Annotated in this window: 18 protein-coding genes; 16 read left to right on the forward strand and 2 right to left on the reverse strand. The window is 36.3% G+C overall.

Annotated features, from left to right (window positions below):
- Positions 1-10: 10 nt before the first annotated feature.
- Both kbl and BST93_RS02910 read left to right on the forward strand, forming a co-directional pair.
- Entirely contained in the window at positions 11-1204 is a 1194-nt protein-coding gene (kbl, locus tag BST93_RS02905; RefSeq protein WP_042277207.1) for a glycine C-acetyltransferase, read from the forward strand.
- A 117-nt stretch (positions 1205-1321) separates the two neighbouring features.
- Positions 1322-2686, forward strand: coding sequence for an OmpA family protein (locus BST93_RS02910; RefSeq protein WP_060523670.1), 1365 nt, complete (start codon positions 1322-1324; stop codon positions 2684-2686).
- Between the two features lie 150 nt (positions 2687-2836).
- On the opposite strand, the gene BST93_RS02915 is transcribed toward BST93_RS02910, so the two are convergent.
- Positions 2837-3202, reverse strand: a complete 366-nt coding sequence (locus tag BST93_RS02915) for a translation initiation factor IF-2 (protein ID WP_042277213.1) — start codon at positions 3200-3202, stop codon at positions 2837-2839.
- A gap of 189 nt (positions 3203-3391) precedes the next feature.
- Between BST93_RS02915 and BST93_RS02920 the strand changes: the two genes are divergently transcribed.
- The 10 genes from BST93_RS02920 (at position 3392) to BST93_RS02965 (ending at position 17375) form a co-directional block, all read left to right on the forward strand.
- Positions 3392-4729 (forward strand): c-type cytochrome, encoded by a 1338-nt coding sequence (locus BST93_RS02920; protein ID WP_105018012.1) that lies wholly within the window; start codon positions 3392-3394, stop codon positions 4727-4729.
- A 20-nt stretch (positions 4730-4749) separates the two neighbouring features.
- The gene (locus tag BST93_RS02925; protein ID WP_105018013.1) at positions 4750-7821 is read left to right on the forward strand and encodes a TAT-variant-translocated molybdopterin oxidoreductase; all 3072 of its coding nucleotides are present in this window, start codon (positions 4750-4752) and stop codon (positions 7819-7821) included.
- 27 nt (positions 7822-7848) lie between these two features.
- Complete coding sequence (nrfD, locus tag BST93_RS02930; RefSeq protein WP_042279509.1) at positions 7849-9285, forward strand: NrfD/PsrC family molybdoenzyme membrane anchor subunit; 1437 nt, start codon at positions 7849-7851, stop codon at positions 9283-9285.
- A 5-nt stretch (positions 9286-9290) separates the two neighbouring features.
- A complete protein-coding gene (locus tag BST93_RS02935; protein ID WP_042279511.1) occupies positions 9291-9827 on the forward strand; it encodes a DUF3341 domain-containing protein in 537 nt (178 codons plus the stop codon).
- A complete protein-coding gene (locus BST93_RS02940) occupies positions 9827-10525 on the forward strand; it encodes a c-type cytochrome (protein ID WP_060523680.1) in 699 nt (232 codons plus the stop codon). Before BST93_RS02935 ends, BST93_RS02940 begins: the two co-directional genes overlap by 1 nt.
- Positions 10526-10543: 18 nt before the next feature.
- Positions 10544-11905, forward strand: a complete 1362-nt coding sequence (locus BST93_RS02945) for a quinol:cytochrome C oxidoreductase (protein WP_105018014.1) — start codon at positions 10544-10546, stop codon at positions 11903-11905.
- Positions 11906-11932: 27 nt separating this feature from the next.
- Positions 11933-13012, forward strand: coding sequence for a cytochrome c oxidase subunit II (locus BST93_RS02950; protein ID WP_042279518.1), 1080 nt, complete (start codon positions 11933-11935; stop codon positions 13010-13012).
- Between the two features lie 4 nt (positions 13013-13016).
- Positions 13017-14840, forward strand: coding sequence for a cytochrome c oxidase subunit I (locus tag BST93_RS02955; protein WP_060523684.1), 1824 nt, complete (start codon positions 13017-13019; stop codon positions 14838-14840).
- A 168-nt stretch (positions 14841-15008) separates the two neighbouring features.
- On the forward strand, positions 15009-16037 hold the full coding sequence (gene ruvB, locus BST93_RS02960) for a Holliday junction branch migration DNA helicase RuvB (RefSeq protein WP_105018015.1): 1029 nt from the start codon (positions 15009-15011) through the stop codon (positions 16035-16037).
- Between the two features lie 3 nt (positions 16038-16040).
- Positions 16041-17375 carry a cytochrome P450 gene (locus BST93_RS02965; RefSeq protein WP_105018016.1) on the forward strand — a complete coding sequence of 445 codons (1335 nt, stop codon included), beginning with the start codon at positions 16041-16043 and terminating at the stop codon, positions 17373-17375.
- A gap of 307 nt (positions 17376-17682) precedes the next feature.
- On the opposite strand, the gene BST93_RS02970 is transcribed toward BST93_RS02965, so the two are convergent.
- Complete coding sequence (locus tag BST93_RS02970; protein ID WP_105018017.1) at positions 17683-18711, reverse strand: LacI family DNA-binding transcriptional regulator; 1029 nt, start codon at positions 18709-18711, stop codon at positions 17683-17685.
- A gap of 172 nt (positions 18712-18883) precedes the next feature.
- On the opposite strand from BST93_RS02970, the gene BST93_RS02975 reads away from it, so the two are divergent.
- From BST93_RS02975 to BST93_RS02990, 4 genes are all read left to right on the forward strand, one after another.
- Positions 18884-21499, forward strand: coding sequence for a TonB-dependent receptor (locus BST93_RS02975; protein ID WP_105018018.1), 2616 nt, complete (start codon positions 18884-18886; stop codon positions 21497-21499).
- Positions 21500-21720: 221 nt separating this feature from the next.
- Complete coding sequence (locus BST93_RS02980) at positions 21721-23025, forward strand: MFS transporter (protein WP_105018019.1); 1305 nt, start codon at positions 21721-21723, stop codon at positions 23023-23025.
- The gene (locus BST93_RS02985) at positions 23018-24196 is read left to right on the forward strand and encodes a glycoside hydrolase 100 family protein (protein ID WP_105018020.1); all 1179 of its coding nucleotides are present in this window, start codon (positions 23018-23020) and stop codon (positions 24194-24196) included. The genes BST93_RS02980 and BST93_RS02985 overlap by 8 nt, the downstream gene beginning before the upstream one ends.
- A complete protein-coding gene (locus BST93_RS02990; RefSeq protein ID WP_105018021.1) occupies positions 24196-25131 on the forward strand; it encodes a carbohydrate kinase family protein in 936 nt (311 codons plus the stop codon). Before BST93_RS02985 ends, BST93_RS02990 begins: the two co-directional genes overlap by 1 nt.
- The last annotated feature ends 228 nt before the right edge of the window (positions 25132-25359 follow it).

Raw genomic sequence — 25359 nt, forward strand, 5'->3', positions numbered from 1 at the left:
AATTAAGTTTATGTACGGATCAATTAAAGAACATTTACAAAAAGAAATCGCCGAAATTAAAGAGGCCGGATTATATAAAAGGGAACGTATAATAACTTCTCCTCAAGATGCGGTAATAACATTGAATGACGGTAGTGAGGTGATTAACTTCTGCGCCAATAACTATTTGGGACTGTCATCTCATCCCGAAGTGGTTGAGGCAGCAAAAAAATCATTGGATTCTCATGGGTTTGGAATGAGCTCAGTAAGATTTATATGTGGAACTCAAGATATTCATAAAGAACTGGAACAGAAGTTAGCAGATTTTTATGGAGCAGAAGATACTATATTGTATGCGGCTTGTTTTGACGCCAATGGTGGTGTTTTTGAACCCTTACTCACAAAAGAGGATGCAATTATTTCTGATTCTTTAAATCATGCATCAATAATTGATGGTGTTAGATTGTGTAAAGCAGGTAGGTATAGGTACGCCAGTGGTGATATGTCAGATCTTGAAAAACAACTGATTCAAGCAAATGAAGATGGGGCTCGTTTTAAGGTGATTGTTACAGATGGTGTTTTTTCGATGGATGGATTGCTAGCTCCTCTTGATGAAATATGTGATTTAGCTGATAAATACGATGCTCTTGTCATGGTTGATGAGTGTCATGCAGCTGGATTCTTGGGAGATACAGGAAGAGGTACGCTTGAGGCAAAAGGTGTTTTAGGTCGCGTTGATATTATCACAGGAACCTTAGGAAAAGCTTTAGGTGGTGCTATGGGTGGATATACTTGTGCCAAAAAGGAAATTATTGAAATCCTTAGACAACGATCTAGACCATATCTATTCAGTAATTCATTAGCCCCATCAATTGTGGGAGCAAGTATTAAAGCTTTGGAGTTAATAGACTCTAGTACTGCTTTAATAGATAAAGTGCAAAGCAATACAGCTTATTTCAAAAAAGGTCTTCAAGATTTAGGTTTTGATATAATAGATGGAGATAGTGCAATTGTTCCGGTTATGTTATACGATGCACAACTTTCACAAAATATGGCTGATGCACTATTAAAAGAAGGTATCTATGTAATAGGGTTCTTTTATCCTGTAGTTCCAAAAGAAAAAGCACGAATAAGAGTACAATTAAGTGCGGCTCATGATCAAATTCACCTAGATAAAGCTCTTAAAGCCTTTGAAAAAGTCGGTAAAGAGTTAGGTATTATATAATTAAACATTAAAATTTTGACAAAAAGTCTGAATTTGTGTAAAATATATCGGAAAAAACTTGTAAAAAGTGAGTAAGCCGTTAATTTTGTCCATAAATAATTTAATAATAACCCCAACATGAAGAAAATACTAAAATATGTTGTTGTAGGAGCTGCCTTAGTTTCTGCGGCGTTTGTAAACGCTCAGGATGCCTCAAATAGATGGTCTTTCTCTATAGGAGTAAATGCTATCGATTTGTATCCTGTAGGAGAAAAAGATCAAGGTCTAGGAGATTATTTTGATCAGTTTTTTAATGTAGATCATTATAACCTTATGCCTGCACCTAGTCGTTTTGAATTAGGATACTATGTAGGTGATGGTATTGTCGCTACTGGAGCTTTCTCTTTAAACAGGATAGATCAAGCAGGTGATACTAAAATTGAAGAGCTATCATATGTAGCTCTTGATGGTGGTTTACGCTACAACTTACGTGAGATATGGAATGGATCTGATGTTTTTAATCCTTATTTAGGAGTAGGTGGTTCATACCAATGGTTAGAAGAAGATGGGTTTGGAACATTTAACGGTACAGCCGGATTTGATATTAAATTGATGGAGAATGTTTTATTCAATGTTAATACTATCTATAAGCATTCGTTTGAAGATGGTCTTCCTAAGCACTGGCAACACTCTGCTGGTGTGAAATTCATTTGGGGTGCTGTTGATACAGACGGAGATGGTATAACTGATAATAATGATAAGTGTCCAGAAACTCCAGGATTAGAAGAGTTCATGGGTTGTCCAGATTCTGACGGTGATGGTATCCAAGACAGTGAAGATGTTTGTCCTAATAATGCTGGACCAGCTGAAAATCAAGGATGTCCTGATACTGATGGAGATGGTGTTCTTGATAAAGACGATCAGTGTCCTGAAACTGCAGGTCTTGTAGCTTTAATGGGTTGTCCTGATGCTGATGGAGATGGTATAAAAGATAGCGCAGATGATTGTCCAAATGTAAAAGGTCTTGCTGCATTCAACGGATGTCCTGATACTGATGGAGATGGTATAAAAGATTCTGAAGACAAGTGTCCTAAAACTCCAGGTGTTAAGGAAATGCAAGGTTGTCCTAAGCCTGCGGTACCTACTCAACAAGAGCAAGCACAATTAAACGAATATGCTAAGACTATTCTTTTTGATACGGCTAAAGCTTCTATCAAAAAGCAATCTGAAGAAGTGCTAGCAGACATTATTTCAATCTTAAAGAAATATCCAGATGCAAAATTCTCTATCGATGGTCATACTGATAGTAGAGGTTCTGACAGCTTTAATCAAAGGTTATCGAATGACAGAGCGCTTTCTGTTAAAGAATACTTAGTTCAAAACGGTATCCAAGAATTTAGATTGAGTGCAATGGGTTACGGTGAAACTAAACCGATTGCTTCAAACAATACTAAAGCTGGTAGAGCTCAAAACCGTCGTGTTGAGATCAACTTGAAAAAGTAATGTAATATAATTACATACTAATAATAAAAAGCCACCTTATTAAGGTGGCTTTTTTATTGTGACTTCTTTATCTACGCTTTCGCGAAAGCATAAAAAAATGCCAGAATCAATAAAATGAGATCTGGCATTAATACATTCAATTAAATAATGTTAACTCTGAGGTTTAAGTATAAAGGCATCTGGGAAGTGCTCACGAATTTCTAAAAGTGCACGATCTGCTTCCAGTCGATTTCTGAATTTGCCAATCCAAACTTTATGATTAGGTGATTCCCATTTTAATTCACTGGGCCAAGAAAGATTTAAGTTATCATATTTAGCCTTAGTTTTTGTAGCTACTTCTCGACCTCCGTAGATAAGTTGTATAGTAAACCTGTCCTTAAATTTACCATCCTTTTCTAGGGCTACCTTTTTTGCAAATAATTCATTCACAGTAGTTTCTTCTACTTGTGTGTTGTTTTGTGCAATTGAGTTTATACTAAATGCTATAAAAACAATTGGTAAGATTAATTTTTTCATTCCGACCAGTACTTAGTAAATAAAGGGATATAGATTCTATCGATATCTTTATTTAGACAGATTATAAATTATTTTAGTCAATTTCACTCATGCAAAAATAAACCTTTTATAACCTATTTTTGCAGGAGCTTAAATTCAGTGAATAACTGAAATAATTATGCCAAATTTATTGTAATAATCAATAACGAAATGATAAACAAAAAATTGCATTTTTCTGCATGGCGATTTGTCCTAGCCCTCGCAATTGTGTTGTTCTCAACAACAGCGATGGCTCAAGATGACGCAAGTGCAGGTGAACCGGCAGCAGCTCAGGCTAGTGGAGCAGATGCGGCCAAGGGTAAAGAGCTTTTTAATGCTAATTGTGCTGCATGTCACAAGCTGTACAAAAAAGCAGTAGGTCCTGCGCTTAACGGTGTTTCTGAAAAGTATGACAGAGAATGGTTGTATAAATGGATAAACAACTCTGCAGCGCTTATAGCTAGTGGTGATCCGCAAGCGGTTGCACTTTACAACGAGTGGGGACAACAAAACATGAATGCTTTTCCTGGTCTTTCTACTCAGGATATAGATAATATTCTTGCTTATACAGATACTCCAAAGCCAGAGAAAGCTGCTGGTGCTGTGGCAGGTGCTCAGCAAGGTGGTGCAGTGGCAGGTGGTGATAACTCCATGACAAACAATATTATATTGGCTGCTTTAGCTATAGTGTTATTGTTGCTTGTAGTGTTGCTTGTAGTGGTGAATAAAACGCTTAAGCGTTTTGCTGAAGCTAATGGTATCCAGACAGAAATCATTGATGAGGAAGAATTGGATAGAAAGCCTATATGGAAAGCTTTCGTTGAAAATCAATTCTTAGTTCTTGTTACATCAATTGTCTTATTGTTTGCAAGCCTGTATTTTGTTTATGGAGCAATGATGAGTGTTGGTGTTGATCAAGGTTATGCGCCAGTTCAACCTATTCATTATTCGCATAGAATCCATGCAGGAACAAATCAAATTGATTGTAAATATTGTCACTCTAGTGCAAGAGAGTCAAAGCATTCAGGTATTCCTTCTTTGAATGTTTGTATGAATTGTCACAAGTCTATTGCCGAGGTTTCTGAAGAGACGTATCAAGAAGGTATGAATGAGTATGGTATTGATTACAATAAAGAAATTCAGAAGCTATACAAGGCAACTGGTTGGAATCCAGATGAAATGAAGTATGCAGGTGAAGGTGAGCCAGTGCGTTGGGTAAGAATACACAATCTTCCAGATCTTGCTTATTTTAATCACGCGCAACACGTTACGGCAGGTAAGATAGAATGTCAAACTTGTCACGGTCCTGTAGAGGAAATGGAAGTTATGTATCAGTATTCTCCATTAACTATGGGATGGTGTATTAACTGTCACAGAGAAACAAACGTAGATCTTAAAGGAAATGGATACTACGAGCAAATTCATAAAGAGTTGTCTGAGAAAAGAGGTGGACGTCAATTGACTATCGCTGATCTTGGTGGACTTGAATGTGGTAAATGCCACTATTAATAAAATAGTTATAGAGATATATGGCTACTACAAAGAAATATTGGAAAAGTACAGCACAGCTTCAGGATGATAATGAAATTATCCAAAGCTTAGAGCAAAACGAATTCGCTAGTCCGATACCTACAGATGAGTTCTTAGGTAATGATGAGGCTATGGAGTCTTCAAGTACTTCTAGACGTGACTTTTTAAAGTATGTTGGTTTTAGTACAGCAGCAGCATCACTTGCTGCATGTGAAGGTCCTGTAGTTAATTCGGTACCATACGTTAATCAGCCTGAAAGGATTATTCCTGGTATGGCTAATTATTATGCAACAACCATAGCAAACGGTTACGACTTCGCAAGTGTTTTAATTAAGACTAGGGAAGGGCGTCCTATTAAAGTTGAAAATAATAAAGATGCTGCCTTCCGTGGTAGTGCTAGTGCTAGAGCTCATGCTTCTGTTCTTTCCTTATATGATACTAATAGGTTGCAGTATCCTACTGCAAATGGTGAGCAAGTTGAGTGGTCTCAGCTTGATCGTCAAGTAAAAGAAAAGTTAGCAGGTGTTGCTGGTAAAGAGATTGCGATTTTGTCTAGAACTTTTGCAAGTCCTACGTACAACAAAGTGATTTCGAAGTTTAAAGAAGCTTATCCTACCACAACTATTACCGTTTATGATACGGTAAGTGAGGACGCAGCGCTAGATGCATTTAATGCAAAGTACGGCGTAAGAGCGCTTACTGATTATAATTTCACCGATGCTGTTTCTATAGTTTCCGTTGGTGCAGATTTTGTTGGTGATTGGCAAGGTGGTGGTTTTAATAAAGGCTATGGGCAGTCACGTGTTCCTAAAAACGGTAAGATGTCACAGCACATTCAGTTTGAGTCTAATATGTCGCTTTCTGGAGCAAATGCTGACAGACGTTTCCCTGTAACTCCAACTGAACAGAAGCACATCATTGCTGCTTTGTATAGTAAGATTGTTGGCGGACCTAGTCCAAAGCTTTCTGATAAGCTGTCGAAGGCTGTTGAGCAAGCTGCAATTAGTTTAAAAAGAGCTGGTAGTAAAGCTGTAGTTCTTTGTGGTTTGCCTAGTATGGAAGCACAGCTTCTTACGCTTGAGATAAATGAGGCTTTAGCAAGTTCGATTGCAGATGTTAAAGCGCCTATTATGACGCGTCAAGGAAACAGAAAAGCTGTTAAAGGTTTGGTTTCTAGAATGAATGCAGGTCAAGTGGGTGTTGTGATATTTGCAGATGTTGATCCTGTTTATAGTTATGATGATAATGACGCTTTCGCGAAAGCGTTAACAAAAGTATCTACTAAGATATCATTAGCAACACGTGCTGATGCCACTGCTGTTAAAAGTGATTATGTAGCAGCAACTCCTCATTACTTAGAAGCATGGGGTGATACTGAAATAAAAAAGGGGTATGTGTATTTAACACAGCCTACGATTAATACATTGTTTGATACTAGACAAGCGGAAGATTCTCTTCTTGTTTGGGCTGGATCAACGAGTAGTTACAGTGATTTAGTGAAGGAAACAGCTTCTACAAATGGAGCTAGTTGGAACCAATCTTTACATGATGGTTTTTACGCTTATTCTGGTCCTGTTGTAGAAGAAGGAGAAGTTGATGCTCCAGTTTCTTCTACAGTAAGCGCAGCTTCAGCTTTAAGTAAGTTAAGCGCGGCTAAACAACCTAGTGACTATGAACTTGTTTTATATACAAAAGCTGGTCTAGGTGATGGAACCATGGCAAATAATCCATGGTTGCAAGAATTACCTGATCCTATTACTCGTACGACTTGGGATAACTACGTTACTATTTCTCAAAAAGATGCTGAATCATTGGGTATAGAAAACTATAACGTAGCAAATGGTGCGCTTGATGGTAGTTATGTTAATGTAACGGTTAATGGAAAGACTGAAAAGCTTCCAGCACTTATCCAGCCAGGTCAAGCTCCGGGAACTATCGGTGTAGCTCTAGGTTACGGTAAGAAAGAGGCTATACAGGAGGAAATGCAAACAGGTGTAAACGCTTATCCATTTTATAAAGATGGCTTAAACGTGCAGTCTGCTAGCGTAGCTCTTGCTGATGGTATTCATGAATTTGCTTGTACGCAATTACAAAACACGATGATGGGTCGTGATATCATCAGGGAAACAGATTTAGCTACCTATAAAACGGGTAACAAGGATGAGTTCAATCCTATGCCTGAAGTTTCGTTAAATCATATCGAGACACCAGTTACGTCTCCTGATGTTGATTTATGGGAAAGTTTTGACAGATCAGTAGGGCATCATTTTAATATGTCTATTGACTTAAATGCGTGTACTGGTTGTGGTGCATGTGTAATAGCTTGTCATGCTGAAAATAACGTGCCAGTTGTAGGAAAAACCGAGGTTAGAAAATCTCGTGACATGCATTGGTTAAGAATTGATAGATATTATTCTTCCACTGAAAGCTTTGAAGGAGATGAGTCTAAAAAAGACGGGTTTGAAGGATTATTTGGAGATAATGGTTCTTTAGGAGGATTTGGTGAATTAGAAATTCCAGCAGACAATCCACAAGTAGCATTTCAGCCGGTGATGTGTCAGCACTGTAATCACGCACCTTGTGAAACTGTTTGTCCTGTGGCTGCTTCTTCTCACGGTCGTCAAGGTCAAAACCATATGGCATACAACCGTTGTGTAGGAACAAGATACTGTGCAAACAACTGTCCTTATAAGGTACGTAGATTTAACTGGTTCTTATATAATGGAAATGATGAATTTGATTACCACATGAATAATGATTTAGGTCGTATGGTAATTAATCCAGATGTAACCGTTAGATCTCGTGGTGTAATGGAGAAGTGTTCTCTATGTATACAAATGACTCAAATGACAATCCTTGAGGCTAAGAAAGATGGTAGACCAGTTAAAGATGGTGAATTTGCTACGGCATGTTCAAATGCTTGTTCTGATGGAGCCATTACATTCGGAGATATCAATGACAAGGATTCTGAGATATTTAAAGTAAAGCAACAAGACCGTATGTATCACTTATTAGAAGAAGTAGGAACTGAACCTAATGTGATGTATCAGGTTAAAGTGAGAAACGTATAATTAACTAAGAAATTTATTCTAGATAGTATGGCTCATTATGAAGCGCCCATAAGAAGACCTCTAGTAACCGGTGATAAAACCTATACCGACGTTACTCGAGACATTGCAGCACCAGTTGAAGGTGTCGCAAATAAGCAGTGGTGGTTAGTGTTTACCATTTCCCTTATTGCTTTCCTTTACGGATTAGGTTGTATCACATATACGGTTGCTACAGGTATCGGTGTATGGGGACTAAATAAAACTATTGGTTGGGCATGGGATATCACCAACTTTGTTTGGTGGGTAGGTATTGGTCACGCAGGTACCTTGATTTCGGCAGTACTTTTATTATTCCGTCAAAAATGGAGAATGGCGATTAACCGTTCTGCGGAGGCAATGACGATATTCTCGGTAATACAAGCTGGTTTATTCCCGATTATTCACATGGGTAGACCATGGTTAGCATACTGGGTTTTACCTATTCCTAATCAATTTGGTTCTTTATGGGTTAACTTTAACTCTCCATTACTTTGGGATGTATTTGCAATTTCAACTTATTTATCGGTTTCATTAGTTTTCTGGTGGACAGGTTTACTTCCTGACTTTGCAATGCTTAGAGATAGAGCAATAACTCCTTTCAATAAGAAAATATACAGTTTACTGTCATTTGGTTGGTCTGGTAGAGCAAAGGACTGGCAACGATTTGAAGAAGTATCGTTAGTGCTAGCTGGTCTAGCGACTCCGCTGGTACTTTCAGTACACACTATTGTATCGTTTGACTTTGCTACATCGGTAATTCCAGGATGGCACACGACTATCTTCCCTCCATACTTTGTTGCTGGTGCGATCTTTTCTGGATTTGCTATGGTAAATACTCTTCTTATTGTAATGAGAAAAGTTTGCCATCTTGAAAACTATATAACAATACAGCACATTGAGCTTATGAACATCGTAATCATGATTACAGGTTCTATAGTTGGTGTGGCTTATATAACAGAGTTATTCGTCGCTTGGTATTCAGGAGTTGAGTATGAACAATATGCTTTCTTAAATAGAGCAACAGGACCGTATGCATGGGCTTATTGGGCAATGATGACTTGTAACGTATTCTCTCCACAGTTTATGTGGTTCAAAAAGTTAAGAACTAGTATTCTTTTCTCATTTGCTATCTCGATAGTAGTAAATATAGGGATGTGGTTTGAGCGTTTTGTGATTATTGTTACATCTCTACACCGTGACTACTTACCTTCATCATGGACTATGTTCTCACCAACATTTGTTGATGCAGGTATTTTCATCGGTACTATAGGATTCTTCTTTGTACTGTTTTTATTGTACTCAAGAACATTCCCAGTAATAGCTCAAGCCGAGGTAAAATCTATCCTTAAAGCAAGTGGTAGTAAATACAAAGCTCTTAGAGATAACAAACAAACGACAACTCACGGTGATGCTTCTGGCGACACTTTAGCTCATCCTAACGCATAATAATTATGGCAGCGTCAAATAAGAAATTACATGTAATGTATACCGATGATGATGTTTTGCTTAATGCAGTTAAGCAAGTAAGAGAAAAGCATTATCATATTGAGGAAGTGTTTACTCCTTTTCCGGTTCACGGGCTTGAAAAAGCTATGGGAATAGCAGATACGCGATTAGCGATTAACGCATTCTTATACGGATTAGTAGGTTTAGCGGTAGCAACTACTATGATGAACTATATTATGATAGAAGACTGGCCACAAAATATCGGTGGTAAACCTAGTTTTTCATATCTAGAAAATATGCCAGCATTTGTACCTATTATGTTTGAACTTACGGTATTTTTTGCAGCTCACCTTATGGTTATAACTTTTTACTTAAGAAGTAGATTATGGCCATTTAAAAAGGCTGAAAACCCAGACGTAAGAACTACAGATGATCATTTCCTTATGGAAGTTGATGTAAAAGGCGATATTGAAGAAATGTCTCGTTTTATGTATGACACTGGAGCAACAGAAATTAAAGTAATCGACAAAGAAGAGCACTAATGAATAGAATTTTTAAAACATTCATTTACGCAGCATTGGGACTTGTTATGGTTTCTTGTATGAATGATAACGAAACAAGTACTAAAACAGATCGTTCTGTTCAGTATTTCCCAAACATGTACAGGTCAGCTGGGTATGAAACTTACCAAGAGGCTGAAATTTTTCCTGGTAATGTAGAGGCCCAAAAACCTGTTGAAGGAACGATTTCTAGAGGTTGGATGCCTTATGATTATGAAAATAATAATGAAGGTTACGCTTCCGCGAAAGCGAACTTAAATAACCCATTACCGTATACCGAGGCTAACCTAGCAAAGGGTAAAGAATTATACGATATATACTGTGCTGTATGTCACGGAACAAGTGGAAATGGTAAAGGAATATTAGTGAAGAATGAAAAGATCCTAGGTGTTCCTAGTTATGACAGTAGAGAAATAACTCAAGGTTCTATATACCATGTTATGTATTATGGTATAAACACTATGGGATCCTATGCTTCACAAACCTCGATTGAGGAAAGATGGCAAATCGCTCATCATGTTGATGCACTTACTCGTGATCTTAAAGGTGAGGAAAAAAGAGAATTTGTAAATGGAGATGATGCTGGTAAGGCTCCTGTTATGGAAGCACCTGCTGATGAAACTCAGCAAGCTGATTCAAACGATACTGATAACAATTCAACAACAACTGAAGGCGAGTAAGGCCGTAAATAGATATTTATGTATACGCTATCAAGTAAATTAAAAGTTTTTGCAGGAATACTGTTTGTAGTAGGTCTTATTATGACTGTGTTTGGTTTTATAAACCGTCCAGCAGATCTTGCAGAAGTAGAACAAATGCTGGAAAACGAGCATCATGGTGATCATCATGGAGCAAGTACAGTAAATTTTGAGGATGCCACGAATGATCATCATAACACTCATGGTGAGGAATCACACGGTGATGAAGCTCATGGTGAATCTCACGAAATGTCACATGCCGAGCATGTTTACCACCAATTAACTAACAGACCTTGGTCTGCTGTGTATGTTGCAGCATTCTTTTTCTTTATGATTGGTTTAGGTGTTTTAGCCTTTTATGCTATTCAAAAAGCTGCTCAGGCTGGTTGGTCTCCTGTGTTGTTTAGGGTTATGGAAGGTATCAGTAGTTATATACTGCCTGGAGGAATCATCATGTTTATTTTATTGTTAATATCTGCATTTCATTTAAACCACATTTTTATATGGATGGATGAAGATGTTGTAGCACACGATGAGATTATTCAAGGTAAAACCGGCTTTTTAAATATTCCATTTTTCCTTGCAAGAGCTGCAGCATTCTTAATAGGATGGAATTTATATCGTTGGAACATTCGTAAGTTCTCATTAAAACAAGATGAGGCAAAAGATGGTGATATTGCATGGTATAAAAAAGGTTTTAAGCACAGTGCAGCATTTCTTGTATTCTTCATTGTAACCGAATCAATAATGTCATGGGACTGGATCATGAGTTTTGATCCACACTGGTTCTCAACATTGTTTGGCTGGTATGTTTTTGCAAGTATGTTTGTTTCTGGAATTACCACTATTGCTTTAGTAACAATTTATCTTAAGTCAAAAGGATATTTGGAGTTTGTTAATGACTCACACATACATGATTTAGCTAAATTCATGTTCGGTGTTAGTATTTTCTGGACATATTTATGGTTCTCTCAGTTTATGCTTATTTGGTATTCTAATATTCCAGAGGAAGTAACTTATTACGTAACTCGTATAGAGGATTATAACTTAGTATTCTTTGGAATGGTAGCAATTAACTTCTTGTTTCCATTGCTTATACTTATGAATTCTGACTTTAAGAGAATTAACTGGTTTGTTGTAACAGCAGGTTTATTTATACTAGTTGGTCATTATTTAGATATTTACGTTATGGTTATGCCTGCTACAGTAGGTGCATCATGGTTCATAGGTTTACCAGAAATAGGATCATTCCTAATGTTTGGTGGAATCTTCTTATTCTATGTGTTTAACACCATTTCTAAAGCACCATTATTGGCCAAAGGAGATCCTTATTTAAAAGAGAGTAAGCATTTCCATTATTAATCTACTTAACAAAAGAAAACTATTGAAATGACAGCATTTCTTATCATATTAATCGCAGCTTTAATTGCCGTTTCAGCATGGCAAATTTCAAAGATTGTTAGTTTAGGTAAAGCTTCATCTGGTTCCAATGGTGCCGAGGCTCAAATAGCTAACGATGAAGATAACAAACGTAATGGCCAGTTCATGCTATACTTTGGTATCGGTATTTACATCATGATGATCGCATGTTTTATTGCGTATGATGATTTTTTCTTACCTGATGCAGCATCTGAACATGGTACTGAGTATGACAGCCTTTTATTTACTTCTACAATTATTATCATGATTGTACAGGTGCTTACCCAAGGTTTATTACACTATTTTTCTTATAAATACCACGGTAAAAAAGGTCAAAAAGCCTTGTTTTATGCCGATAACGATCGTTTAGAGTTTATTTGGACAGCAATTCCGGTAGTAGTTCTTGCTGGACTAATTTTATGGGGTTTATTCTCATGGAATGACATTATGGACGCTAACATGGATGATGATCCAATCGTTGTAGAGGTTTATGCTTACCAGTTTGGTTGGAAAGCTAGATACAGCGGTGCTGACAATACGTTAGGTGATGCAAATGTTAGATTTATTGAAGGTGCTAATCAATTAGGAGTTGATCCTACCGATGCCGATGGTCAAGATGACGTAGTAACTACGGAATTACACTTACCTGTGGATCGTCCAGTGCTTTTCAAGTTTAGAAGTCAGGATGTTCTACACTCAGCATACTTTCCACATTTTAGAGCACAGATGAATGTGGTTCCTGGAATGGTTACTCAATTTAAGTTTACTCCTACTGTAACTTCTGAAGAATATAAGAGTACAGAGTTTATGACGGAAAAAGTTAGTAAGATTAATGAAATTCGTCGACAAAGAAGTAAGGAATTAGAAGCTAACGGCGACGTAGCTTTAGATCCATACGAGTTTGAGTATTATTTACTTTGTAATAAGATTTGTGGTGCCTCACACTACAACATGCAAATGAAAATAGTAGTTGAAGAGAAGGAAGACTTCGATGCATGGATTGCAGAACAAAAAACAATAGGAACAACTTTAGCAAACGCTGAAAATTAAAATTATGGGACAGGCTATTTCAGTTTCAACAGAAAATGCACATGATGATGGACACCACCATCATAAAGAAACATTTGTAACTAAATATATCTTCTCTCAAGACCATAAGATGATTGCAAAGCAATATCTTATTACAGGTTTGATTATGGGAGCAATAGGTATAGCAATGTCTATACTATTCAGAATACAATTGGCATATCCAGAGCAGCCTAATGCTTTGTTTTCACTTTTCTTAGGTGAAAGATGGGCAGAAGGTGGTGTAATGAATCCTAATATGTATCTAGCACTTGTAACGCTGCATGGTACAATTATGGTATTCTTTGTACTTACAGCAGGTTTGAGTGGTACTTTCTCGAATTTCTTAATACCGCTACAGATTGGTGCTCGTGACATGGCATCTGGATTCTTAAACATGGTTTCTTATTGGTTGTTCTTCTTGTCTTCAGTAATAATGATTGCTTCATTATTTGTTGAAACAGGACCAGCTGCTGCTGGATGGACTATATATCCACCTCTTAGTGCATTAGAAGAAGCTATGCCAGGTTCAGGTGCTGGTATGACACTTTGGTTAGTTTCTATGGCAATTTTCATTGCTTCATCACTTTTAGGGTCTTTGAATTATGTTGTTACTGTAATTAACATGAGAACTAAAGGTATGTCGATGACTAGATTACCTCTTACTATATGGGCGTTCTTCGTGACAGCAATTATTGGTGTAGTATCATTCCCAGTTCTTTTATCAGCTGCTTTGTTATTAATCATGGATAGAAGTTTTGGTACTTCATTTTTCTTATCAGACATTTATATCAAAGGAGAGGTTTTAGCACACCAAGGTGGTTCACCTGTGCTTTTTGAACACCTATTTTGGTTCTTAGGTCACCCAGAAGTATATATCGTATTATTGCCTGCATTAGGTATCACTTCTGAGGTTATTGCAACTAATTCACGTAAACCGATTTTTGGATATCGTGCCATGGTAGCGTCTATACTTGCAATTGCTTTCCTATCAACTATTGTATGGGGTCACCACATGTTCGTATCAGGTATGAATCCTTTCTTAGGTTCGGTATTTACCTTTACTACCTTATTAATCGCGATTCCATCTGCTGTAAAAGCCTTTAATTACATCACTACGTTATGGAAAGGTAACTTACAGATGAATCCAGCGATGCTGTTCTCCATCGGTCTTGTTTCTACATTCATTACAGGTGGATTAACAGGTATTATTTTAGGTGATAGTACGTTGGACATTAATGTGCATGATACATATTTTGTTGTTGCTCACTTCCACTTGGTAATGGGTATATCAGCGTTGTATGGTCTTTTTGCTGGGGTTTACCACTGGTTCCCTAAAATGTTCAACCGCATGATGGATAAAAATCTTGGATATGCACATTTTTGGTTAACTGCAATTGGTGCTTACGGAGTATTCTTCCCAATGCACTTTATTGGAATGGCTGGTTTACCAAGACGTTATTATACAAATACAAACTTTCCATATTTCGATGATTTAGCTGATACTAATAAGTTGATAACGTGGTTCGCTATTTTCACAGCATTAGCACAGTTATTCTTCGTGTACAATTTTGTTAAGTCTATTTTCTACGGAAAGAAAGCTCCTGCAAACCCATGGAAGTCTAACACTTTAGAGTGGACAACAGGTGATAAGCATATTCATGGTAACTGGGATGGTCCTATACCGCATGTTTATAGATGGGCTTACGATTACAGTAAAGTAAATGAAAACGGTGAGTATGTAATTCCTGGACAGGATTATGCTCCTCAACACATACCTCTTCAAGATGGTGAAGAGGAAATGAATCACTAGGATTTATTTCAAAAATATTAAGCGCCTCTTATAGGCGCTTTTTTTATGTCGTATATTCTACTTCTGCTTTCTTAGTGTGTATAATTATGTTCGCTTTCGTGAAAGCGTATTTATCACAAACATTTCTTTTGTTATTATTTCTATTATCGTAGGACTTATCTTTGAGATATGAATGAATATTTGGACGCGTCTAGTGAAAATTTAAGCAATGAGGAGCACGATATTGAACGTGCGTTGAGACCGTTATCCTTTGATGATTTTGCAGGTCAGGATCAAGTGCTCGAGAATTTGAAGGTATTTGTTCAAGCCGCAAATCTTCGTGGTGAAGCATTAGATCATACCTTATTTCATGGTCCACCTGGATTAGGAAAAACGACCTTGGCACATATTCTAGCCAATGAATTAGGCGTAGGTATCAAGGTTACTAGTGGTCCTGTGCTAGATAAGCCAGGTGATCTAGCTGGTTTACTAACTAATCTGGATGAGCGTGACGTTTTATTTATTGATGAAATTCATAGATTAAGTCCGATTGTAGAGGAGTACTTATACAGTGCAATGGAGGATTATAAAATCGATATAATGATTGAAACAGGTCCTAATGCTCGTACTGTTCAAATCAATCTTGCTCCCTTTACATTAATTGGTGCTACTACTAGGTCAGGATTGCTTACAGCTCCTATGAGAGCTCGCTTTGGTATTCAATCTAGGTTACAGTATTATACTACAGAGTTACTGTCTACGATTGTAACGCGTAGCGCTCATATTTTAAAAGTACCAATTGATATAGATGCCGCTATTGAAATCGCTGGTCGCAGTCGTGGTACACCTAGAATTGCTAATGCATTGTTACGTAGAGTAAGGGATTTTGCACAAATAAAAGGCAATGGTTCTATTGATTTGAATATTTCACAATTCTCCTTGAAGGCACTGAATGTTGATGCGCATGGACTGGATGAAATGGACAATAAGATTTTAACAACATTAATTGAAAAATTTAAAGGTGGTCCTGTAGGAATAACTACCTTAGCTACAGCGGTATCTGAAAATGCCGAAACGATTGAGGAAGTATACGAGCCTTTTCTCATTCAACAAGGTTTCATAATGAGAACACCAAGAGGTCGAGAGGTTACTGAATTAGCCTATAAGCATTTGGGTAAAACCCGACATAATAATCTAGGAGGCTTATTTGATACCTAAAACATGGAAATACCACAAGTACCTTTTATAGAGTTTTTTAGCAAATCCAGACAAATTTATAAGGATCCCTTGCCGTTTCATCGTTATAACTTTAAAAAGTACGGTAAAACATTTAAGATAAAACCGAAGTCCGGATTGGTCATTCATTTTACTTGCGACGAGGATCTTGCGCAGTACATGCTTCAAAAAAATCAAAAAAATTTTCATAAGTCTACTTTACAAACAAAAGACTTAGGGAAGTACATAGGTCACGGATTGCTAACGGCAAACGGTGAGCAATGGAAAGCCAATCGTAAATTAATTCAACCAGCTTTCTACAAAAAATCAATCGCTACTCTTATGAACAAGATGGAAGAAGTGGTTGATAAAGAGTTGGGTAATATCAAACCAAATGAGACCCAAGACGTTTTTGAAATTTTCAATAATCTTGCGTTTAAAGTAGTTGCCAAAACTCTTTTTTATATTGAAGATATTGATGATAAGATCAACAGGCTTCAGGAAATTACTGAAAAGGCTCAAAAAATGTTGATTAAGGAATTAAGATTGCCTTTTTTACTTTGGTACTATAAACGAGAATGGTTGTCTGGATCTGGAAGTATTCCCTATCATCTTGAGCTTATTAATGAAGCTAGACAATTGCTTTCAGATATAATTGATGATCGTAAAACTAGTCAAAAGCATTTCGGTGATCTATTAGACATGCTTTTACACAGCACCTATGAGGATGGTTCCTATATGAGTAAGGAGCAACTCATAGACGAAATACTAGTTTTGTTTATTGCTGGTCACGAGACAACGGCAAATGCATTAAGCTTTGCTACTGAACTATTAGCCCAACATCAAAATGCACAAGATTTAGTTTTACAGTCGTTGCAAGATGTTGATAAAGAATTAGACTTGATGACGCAGATAATGCGATCTCAATTTACCAAACAATGTGTTGAAGAAACATTAAGATTGTATCCACCTGCTTATGTAACTGATCGCGTAGCTCTTAAAGATGATGAGTGCGGTTCTATAAAAATTGATAAAAATACCAATTGGTTGATTTCGTTTTATGAGTTACACCGTAGAGAAGACTTATGGGAATCTCCTGATGATTTTAAACCAGAACGCTTCAATCCAGATAGAGTAAAAGAATACAGGAATTTCTACTTTCCATTTGGAGCAGGACCACGTATGTGTGTAGGAAACAACTTTGCGATGTTTGAAATGATAATGGTTTTGAACAAACTAGTAAGTAAGTATCATTTAGTCCCTACCAGAGAAAGGATAGAATACAATCCACTAATTACCCTAAAACCTAAAAAGGCGATGGTTATGTTTAAAGAGCGATAGTCATACGCTAAGTCTGATTTTAATTCTGTAGTCTTGCTTCTACCTTCCATCATATCCTAGTCCAGCTCAAAACCAACAGTGACTAGACTAATTCAATTAGTAATAGGTTTCAATAAAAGCCCTAGGTAGAATCAGGAATACTACTTGATTACGCTATGAAGTTTAAAGAACTTACAGTTTTTCTTGCATTCGACGAGCGATAGCGAGAGAAACGCAGGCTAACTGATAGTGTGCACAACGACACAAACGTATTGGGAAACATTCACAAAATTTTCAATTATGCTTTCGCGAAAGCTTGACATCAAATCTAAAGTTTTGTAGAATCTCGCTGAATCAATTTAGTTTTTAATACGATTTGTTGATACTCCACAGGTTTATTTCTTTTTTTCAATTTTATTTCTTTGTAAAGTTGTTTAAAAGCGGCTTTTCCCATTTTTACACCAGGTTGATCGATTGTGCTTAAAGTTGGAGAAATAATTGATGACATGAACCAATTACTGAATCCTACAATCGCAATGTCTTCAGGAATTTTAATTCCTGCATCGTTGAATTCAGATATAGCTCCTATGGCTACTAAATCAGTGTTTATAAAAATACCATCCACATCGTTGTGCTCCTGCATGAGAAGTCTTGCATTTTCTTTACCTTCTTCAAAACTATTATCATCACATTCACATATATAAACCAATGAGGGATCATATTTGATTCCATTGTCGTCTAGAGCTTTTCGGTAACCTAGAAATCTATCTATAGAATTTTGAGGAAGTAATGATCCTCGAAAATGTGCAATTCGCCTACAGCCTATATCTATAAGATGTTGAGTTGCATCATACGCTGCTTTTCTATCATCAATAATTACTTTTGAGCAATTAACTATTTTAGCAATTTTATCAAACATTACTAGCGGTGTATTTGCCTTTATGACATCAGTCAAATGCTTGTATTCAATAGTACCATTTGCAAGAGAAATGATAATACCATCTACTCTTTGATTCATTAAAAGGTCAATTTGTTTTTTCTCTAATTCATAAGATTCATTGGATTGTAGTATAATTACCAAATAACCTTTTTTTTCAGCTTGAGCAACTATTCCTTTAATTACATTAGAGAAAAAGTGATGTACAATTACGGGTATAATAAGACCTATAGTTTTTGATTCCCTAGTTCTCAAATTAACAGCAAACGCATTTGGTTTGTAATTCAGTGTGCTTGCAAGTTCTTTTACTAAAAATTTGGTTTTAGGACTTACATCTGGATAATCTTTAAGAGCTTTTGAAACAGTGGTTATGGAGATGTTTAATTTATTAGCGATTTCTCTTAATGTGACTGGTTTCATGATGAATTTATCAAAAATATAGTAGCTAAAATACAATAAAAGTAAATATCGAAAACGTTTTCGAAAAAACCGAAAACGTTTTCGGTTAAAATTTTTATTAATAATTCTGTTCTTGTTCTAATTTCGAAAAAGTATTAACTCAACTTTTACTGATAATTAAATTTTACTCAAAATGAATATTAAGAAAACTACATGGGGTATTATAGTGACGTTGTTGTTTGCAGCTGTTACTGCTACCGCACAATCGACAATTTCTGGAACTGCAAAAGATATCCAAGGCGAAACACTTCTTGGTGTGAATCTAGTGCTTCAAGGGACTAACAAAGGTGCTGTGACTGATTTTGATGGTAAATACAGCATTGCAAACGTCCCAAATGGAGATTACACTATTGTAGCTACGAGTTTAGGATATGATAAAGTTATTAAAACTGTAAGTGTTAGCGGATCCAATGTTGTTGTTGATTTTGTAATGAAGGAAAATGCGGAGTCTCTAGAGGCAGTAGTAGTTACTGGTGTGACAAATCCTAAAGCAAAAATTGAGTCAAGTGTTTCTGTTACAACATTGAAAACGGAAACAGTTGCTCAAAGCGCACCTAGAACTACTGCAGAGATTTTTAGAACAATACCAGGTATACGATCAGAGTCTTCAGGAGGTGAAGGAAACTCAAATATATCTGTAAGAGGTGTTCCTATTTCTTCAGGTGGTTCCAAATACGTTCAACTTCAGGAAGACGGTCTTCCAGTATTATTATATGGAGACATGTCTTTTGCTACTGCAGATATTTTTACAAGATTTGATGCTAACGTTGCTCGTATTGAAGCTATTCGTGGTGGATCTGCATCTACACAAACTTCAAATGCTCCTGGTGGAATTATAAATATTATAAGTAAAACAGGAAAATCAGAAGGTGGTATCATAGGAACTACATTCGGAGCTAATTATGATTCTTTTAGAACTGATTTTTCATACGGAACTGAGGTTGCGGATAATTTATATATTCATGCTGGTGGGTTTTATAGAGTAGGAGAAGGAATAAGAGATGCTGGGTTTACTGCAAATAATGGAGGTCAATTTAAATTGAGCTTGATGAAAGAATTTGAAAATGGATCTGTAAGGGTTTATGGTAAGTATTTAAATGATAGAGCGATAGCTTATTTACCAGCTCCTATTCAAGTTTCAGGAACCAATGCAAACCCTACTTGGGAAGATGCTCCTAATTTTGATGCTACTACCGGATCACTACATACACCTAATTTAACGCAAACCCTACGATTAGGGCCTGATGGTGAGCCTTCACGAGGTGATGTTACAGATGGTATGCATCCCGTGTCTACATCCTTAGGAATTGCAGCGAAGTTTGATCTAGGAAATGGCTATAAAGTTTCTAATAACGGTAGATTCTCTGCAAACAGTGGAGCTTTCGTATCTCCTTTCCCATCGCAAGTAGGTACAAGTGCGTTAATTGCTGACTCTTTTGGTGCTGGATCTACGTTACAATTCACGGATGGTTCGCCAGTAGGAGCAAATAGTCTTGTGGCGCGTATTCATATGTTTGATGTTGAGTTAGAAAACTTTAATAACTTCATGAATGATATTAAATTATCAAAATCATACAACAACCTAGACATAACATTAGGTTACTTTAAATCCATTCAAAATGTTTCAATGAACTGGAGTTGGAATTCTTACCTACAAGAAGTAAAAGGGGAGAATGCTAGATTGATCAACGTTTTTGATCCTGCAGGCGCTCCTTTAAGTGAAAATGGATTATATGCTTATGGAACACCTTTTTGGGGTAACCTTGCAAGAAATTATGATACACAATACAACGTCTCTGCTCCATATTTAAATATTGCATTAGAGGCAAGTGAAAGTTTAAATTTTGATGCTAGTGTCAGATTCGATTATGGTAAAGTAGATGGAGCATTTTCAGGAGGTGTAGAATCTACTATAGATATAAATAATGATGGTGTTATTTCAGCACCAGAACAAGTGGTTTTTAGTGTAGATAACGCGGCTCCTACAAATGTAAATTACAATTATGATTACTTCTCTTATTCATTAGGTGTCAATTATAAACTACAAGAAAGACAAGCTGTTTTTGCACGTTATAGTAGAGGAGCATCTGCAAAGGCAGATCGTATTTTGTTCTCGGGATTAGACTACCAAAATTCTGATAGAATCAACGCTCTAGATTTCCTTAATCAGGCAGAAGTGGGGTACAAGCAAGGATTTGATAATGGTGCTATTTATGTTACAGGATTTTATTCTTCAACTACAGAACAAGCAGGGTTCGAGGCTACAAATCCGGATCTAATTATTGATAATGATTACAAATCCTTCGGTGTAGAGGTAGAAGGTTCATATAGGTTGAAGGATTTAACTGTTAGAGGTGCGATTACATATACTAATGCGACTCTTGAGTCAGGAGATAACGAGGGAAATAAACCTAGGAGACAACCAGATTTCATTTATAATTTGATACCTTCTTATAACTTTGGCGTTGAAAAGCAAAATTCCATAGGATTAAGCTTTATAGGACAAACAAAAGCATATGCGCAAGACACTAATGAATTAATTATGCCTGGATTTGTAATAGTAAACGGATTTGTAAACATGGGTATAACTAAAAACTTAAATGTAAACGTGTCTGCAAATAATATTTTTGACACATTAGGTATCACTGAGTCTGAAGAAGGCTCCATCGTAGAAGGGCAAACTAATTATTTAAGAGCGAGAGCTCTTCCTGGAAGGTCTGTTTCGTTAGGATTGCAATATAGATTTTAATATATTATATGGTAGTGGTTGTTTTGTTATGGCATAAGAAGGGTATTCCACTGTGCTTAATGAAATAAAGTTCCACAAACAATTTTGGATTAGGTCGTAGAGAAATCTGTAGTAGAATTGGCATTATTTATTTAATGCCAATTTTATTTCCAAAATCCATTTGTCATTGAAATAATATAAACTCTTTAGCACAGAATGTTGATCTTGATAAAATTTAAAAAATGATAGGGAAGGTAAAGCTGAATTTTTGGCAAATTTTGCATATGAACGTCGGTTTTTTCGGTATTCAATATAGTTTTGGACTGCAACAAAGTGCGGTGACGCCTATCTATGATTTTCTTGGTGCAACACCAGATCAAATACCTATTTTGCATCTAGCAGGTCCTGTGACGGGATTACTTGTACAGCCTATTATAGGCGCTATGAGTGATAAAACATGGTCACCTAAATTTGGACGTCGAAAACCTTATTTTTTAATAGGTGCATTGTTATGTAGTGTCAGCTTATTACTTTTTCCTTTTAGCAGTTCTTTATGGATGGCAGCTGGGTTGTTATGGATTCTTGATGCTGGAAATAATACAGCCATGGAACCCTATAGAGCTTTAATCGCTGATAAATTGATATCAGAACAGCAACCTACAGGTTTTCAAATGCAAAGTTTCTTTACCGGTCTAGGACAGGTGCTTGCAAACCTATCGATCGTTGTTTTCCCTATATTTATAATTGGTAAAACAGGTTCTTTACCTACATGGGTTTATGCTTCGTTTTTTTTAGGTGCGGCGTTTTCAATAGGATCTGTTTTATGGAGTAATAGTAAAACTGAAGAAATACCTCCTACGGACAAAGAACTTGCTTTAATGCGCGCAGAAAGACGCTCATTTCTAGGGCCGCTTATTGAAATTGTATCTGCTATTAAGGATATGCCTAAGGTGATGTGGCAACTTGCTCTAGTATACTTTTTTCAATGGTATGCGCTGTTTTGTTACTGGCAAAACGCTTCAAAGAGCGTCGCGCTTTCTGTATGGAATGTAACACCAGCTAATGAGGAAGTTTATAATGAGGCAGTAAGTTGGACAGGTTTAGTAAATGGCTGGTATAATGTAGTAACGTTTTTAGTGGCATTTGCATTGGTAGGGTTTGCAAAAAAATACAGCCCTAAATTAGTTCATGCGGTTTGTTTATTGCTTGCTGCTGCTGGATTTCTAGCATTTCCTCATATATCTGATAAAAGTTTCTTACTCTTTGCGATAACCGGTTTCGGTATAGGATGGGCGAGTATGATGGGAATTCCTTATTTAATGGTAATATCTAATATTCCTAAAGAACGTTATGGAGTTTATATGGGTATTATAAATATGATGATAGTAATACCTATGATATTTCAAACGTTGACATTTGGATTTGTACTTAAGAATTTTTTAGGTAACGATCCACGTAATGCAATCACTTTTGCAGGGGCATTATTAATTCTTGCTACTATAGTGACACTGTTTATTCAATCAAGAAAACCTTCTCTACATGAATAGTGTTAAATATAATAAATCAATTGAGTTGCTTCATAAAGCCTCATCTGTGCATGGTTTTCTTGCAAGCGCCTTAGATATATCGAATTATAAAAGGGTGTGGTCTAGAGATGGAGTCATATGTGGTCTAGCAGCACTTGCCTCTGAAGATGAAGAACTAGTCAAGACTTTTGAGAAAACCATCCATACGCTTGCAGCACACCAACATGATATAGGAACCATTCCGTCTAATGTTGCTTTTAAGGGTAAAAAAGTAGAAGTTAGTTATGGTGGTCTAGCGGGTAGAGTCGATGCGGTAACTTGGTTTATAATAGGAGTTTGCCAGCTAGCACATTATAAGCAAGATCCTCAAATAGTAGAATTATATAAGCCTAACATCAATAAATGTCTAAATCTCTTAAATGCTTGGGAATTTAACAACAAGCATTTGCTGTACATACCGTTATCTGGTAACTGGGCAGATGAGTACATTACTGATGGTTATGTATTATATGATCAATTATTGAGATTATGGGCCTTAAAGTGTTACAATCATTTTGAAAATAAGGTACAAATCGATCATAAAATTGATTCTATTACAGAGCAGCTGCAAATTAACTTCTTAGGAGATTCTAAAGCAGAGAAATTTCATCCTAGAGCTTACGAAGCTATGGCTCAAAAGAGTTATTTGCCAGCGTCATTTGCACCATCTGGATATAAAACGCAATTTGACGCATTTGCAAACAGTTTATTCTTGATACTGAACCTAGGTACTTCAGATCTTAAAGAAAGTATAATTGAATACAGTCAAAATTTATTATCTCAAAGCAAACTCCAAGTATTACCGGCATTTTGGCCACCAGTGATGCAAGAAGATGAGCATTGGAACTTATTAAAAGATAATTGTAAGTATGAATTCAGGAACTATCCTTATGAATTTCATAATGGTGGTAGCTGGCCTATGGTAAACGGGTTTTATGGATTAGCCTTATGCAGTATGGGATATGAACAAGCAGCTCAAGATTTATTGAGGAATATAAATCAATTAAATGCACTTAAGGAATTTGCCTTTTATGAAAATTTCCATTCTATCACGGGTGAGCCTTTAGGTGTGCCTAAATGTGCCTGGAGTGCGGCAGGAGCAGTAATCCTGCATAAATCATTAAATAATAATTTTAAAATATTAATTGACTAATGAAGACCATTGATATATTGTGTGTAGGGGAAATATTGATTGATTTTATAGGTCATGAAAAAAATGTAAGTATTTCAGAAACTAAAAATTACCACCGTTTTTTAGGTGGTTCTCCTACTAATGTGGCGGTTAACGCCGTAAGATTAGGGTTGAAATCTGCTATTATCGGCTCTTGCGGAAAAGATGGATTAGGGGATTTTATAGTTGATAAATTAAAAAGTGAACAGGTAAATACCTCACACATAAATAGAGCATCTGGATTACCTACTTCTATTATTTTAATTTCTAGATCTGTAGACACGCCAGATTTTACTGCCTATAGAGAGGCAGACTCTGTTATAACAGAAGATTTAATTACAGATGAACTGTTGGATTTGTCTAAGATTTATCACACCACATGTTTTGCTTTGAGTAAAAACCCAGCAAGAGCTACAATTTTAAAAGGAGCACAACGAGCTAGAGAACTTGGTCTGCAACTAAGTATAGACCTAAATTACTCCGAGAAAATATGGTCTGATCGTAAAGAAGCAAAAAAAGTGATTGCGCAGTATCTGGCTAATAATCCATTACTAAAATTAAGTGTAGACGATTGTTATAGGTACTTTGATAATCACAAATCTGATGAAGAAATTTTTAGTTACTTCCATTCTAAAGGAGTTTCTACGATATGTCTTACCAAAGGTAAAGACGGTGTTGCTGTTTCAGATCTTAAAGAAGGTGTGTTGAATCAAGCTGCATTACAAGTAAAAGATGTTAAGGACGTCACAGGTGCAGGTGATGCTTTTTGGGCGGGATTTTTATTTTCCAGGCTCAGCAACAAGTCTCTACTAGACTCTACTACGATTGCTCAAAAACTAGCGACTATTAAACTACAGAATGTTGGGCGATTGCCTGATATAAAAGTTCTTAAAAACGTAATCAACGAATTGGTTTAGTGGATTTGTAAATTTGTAGTAATTGTACCTGTAGTTATATTGGTTTGTTTTATATAGTATAGATCGGATGATTTTTTACTTTTATCATCCTTATATACTAATTGTTTTGAAACAATAAAAGATAAAATTTATTTCGCTTTCGCGAAAGCGAGTTCCATATTTACCTTAACCTTAGTACCTATCTTAACAATATCTAGTACATTTGTTTTTCATTTTTTTTTGAGCAAT

Origin of the sequence: Nonlabens tegetincola (assembly GCF_002954355.1) — a bacterium.
In the GTDB taxonomy this organism is placed as follows: domain Bacteria; phylum Bacteroidota; class Bacteroidia; order Flavobacteriales; family Flavobacteriaceae; genus Nonlabens; species Nonlabens tegetincola.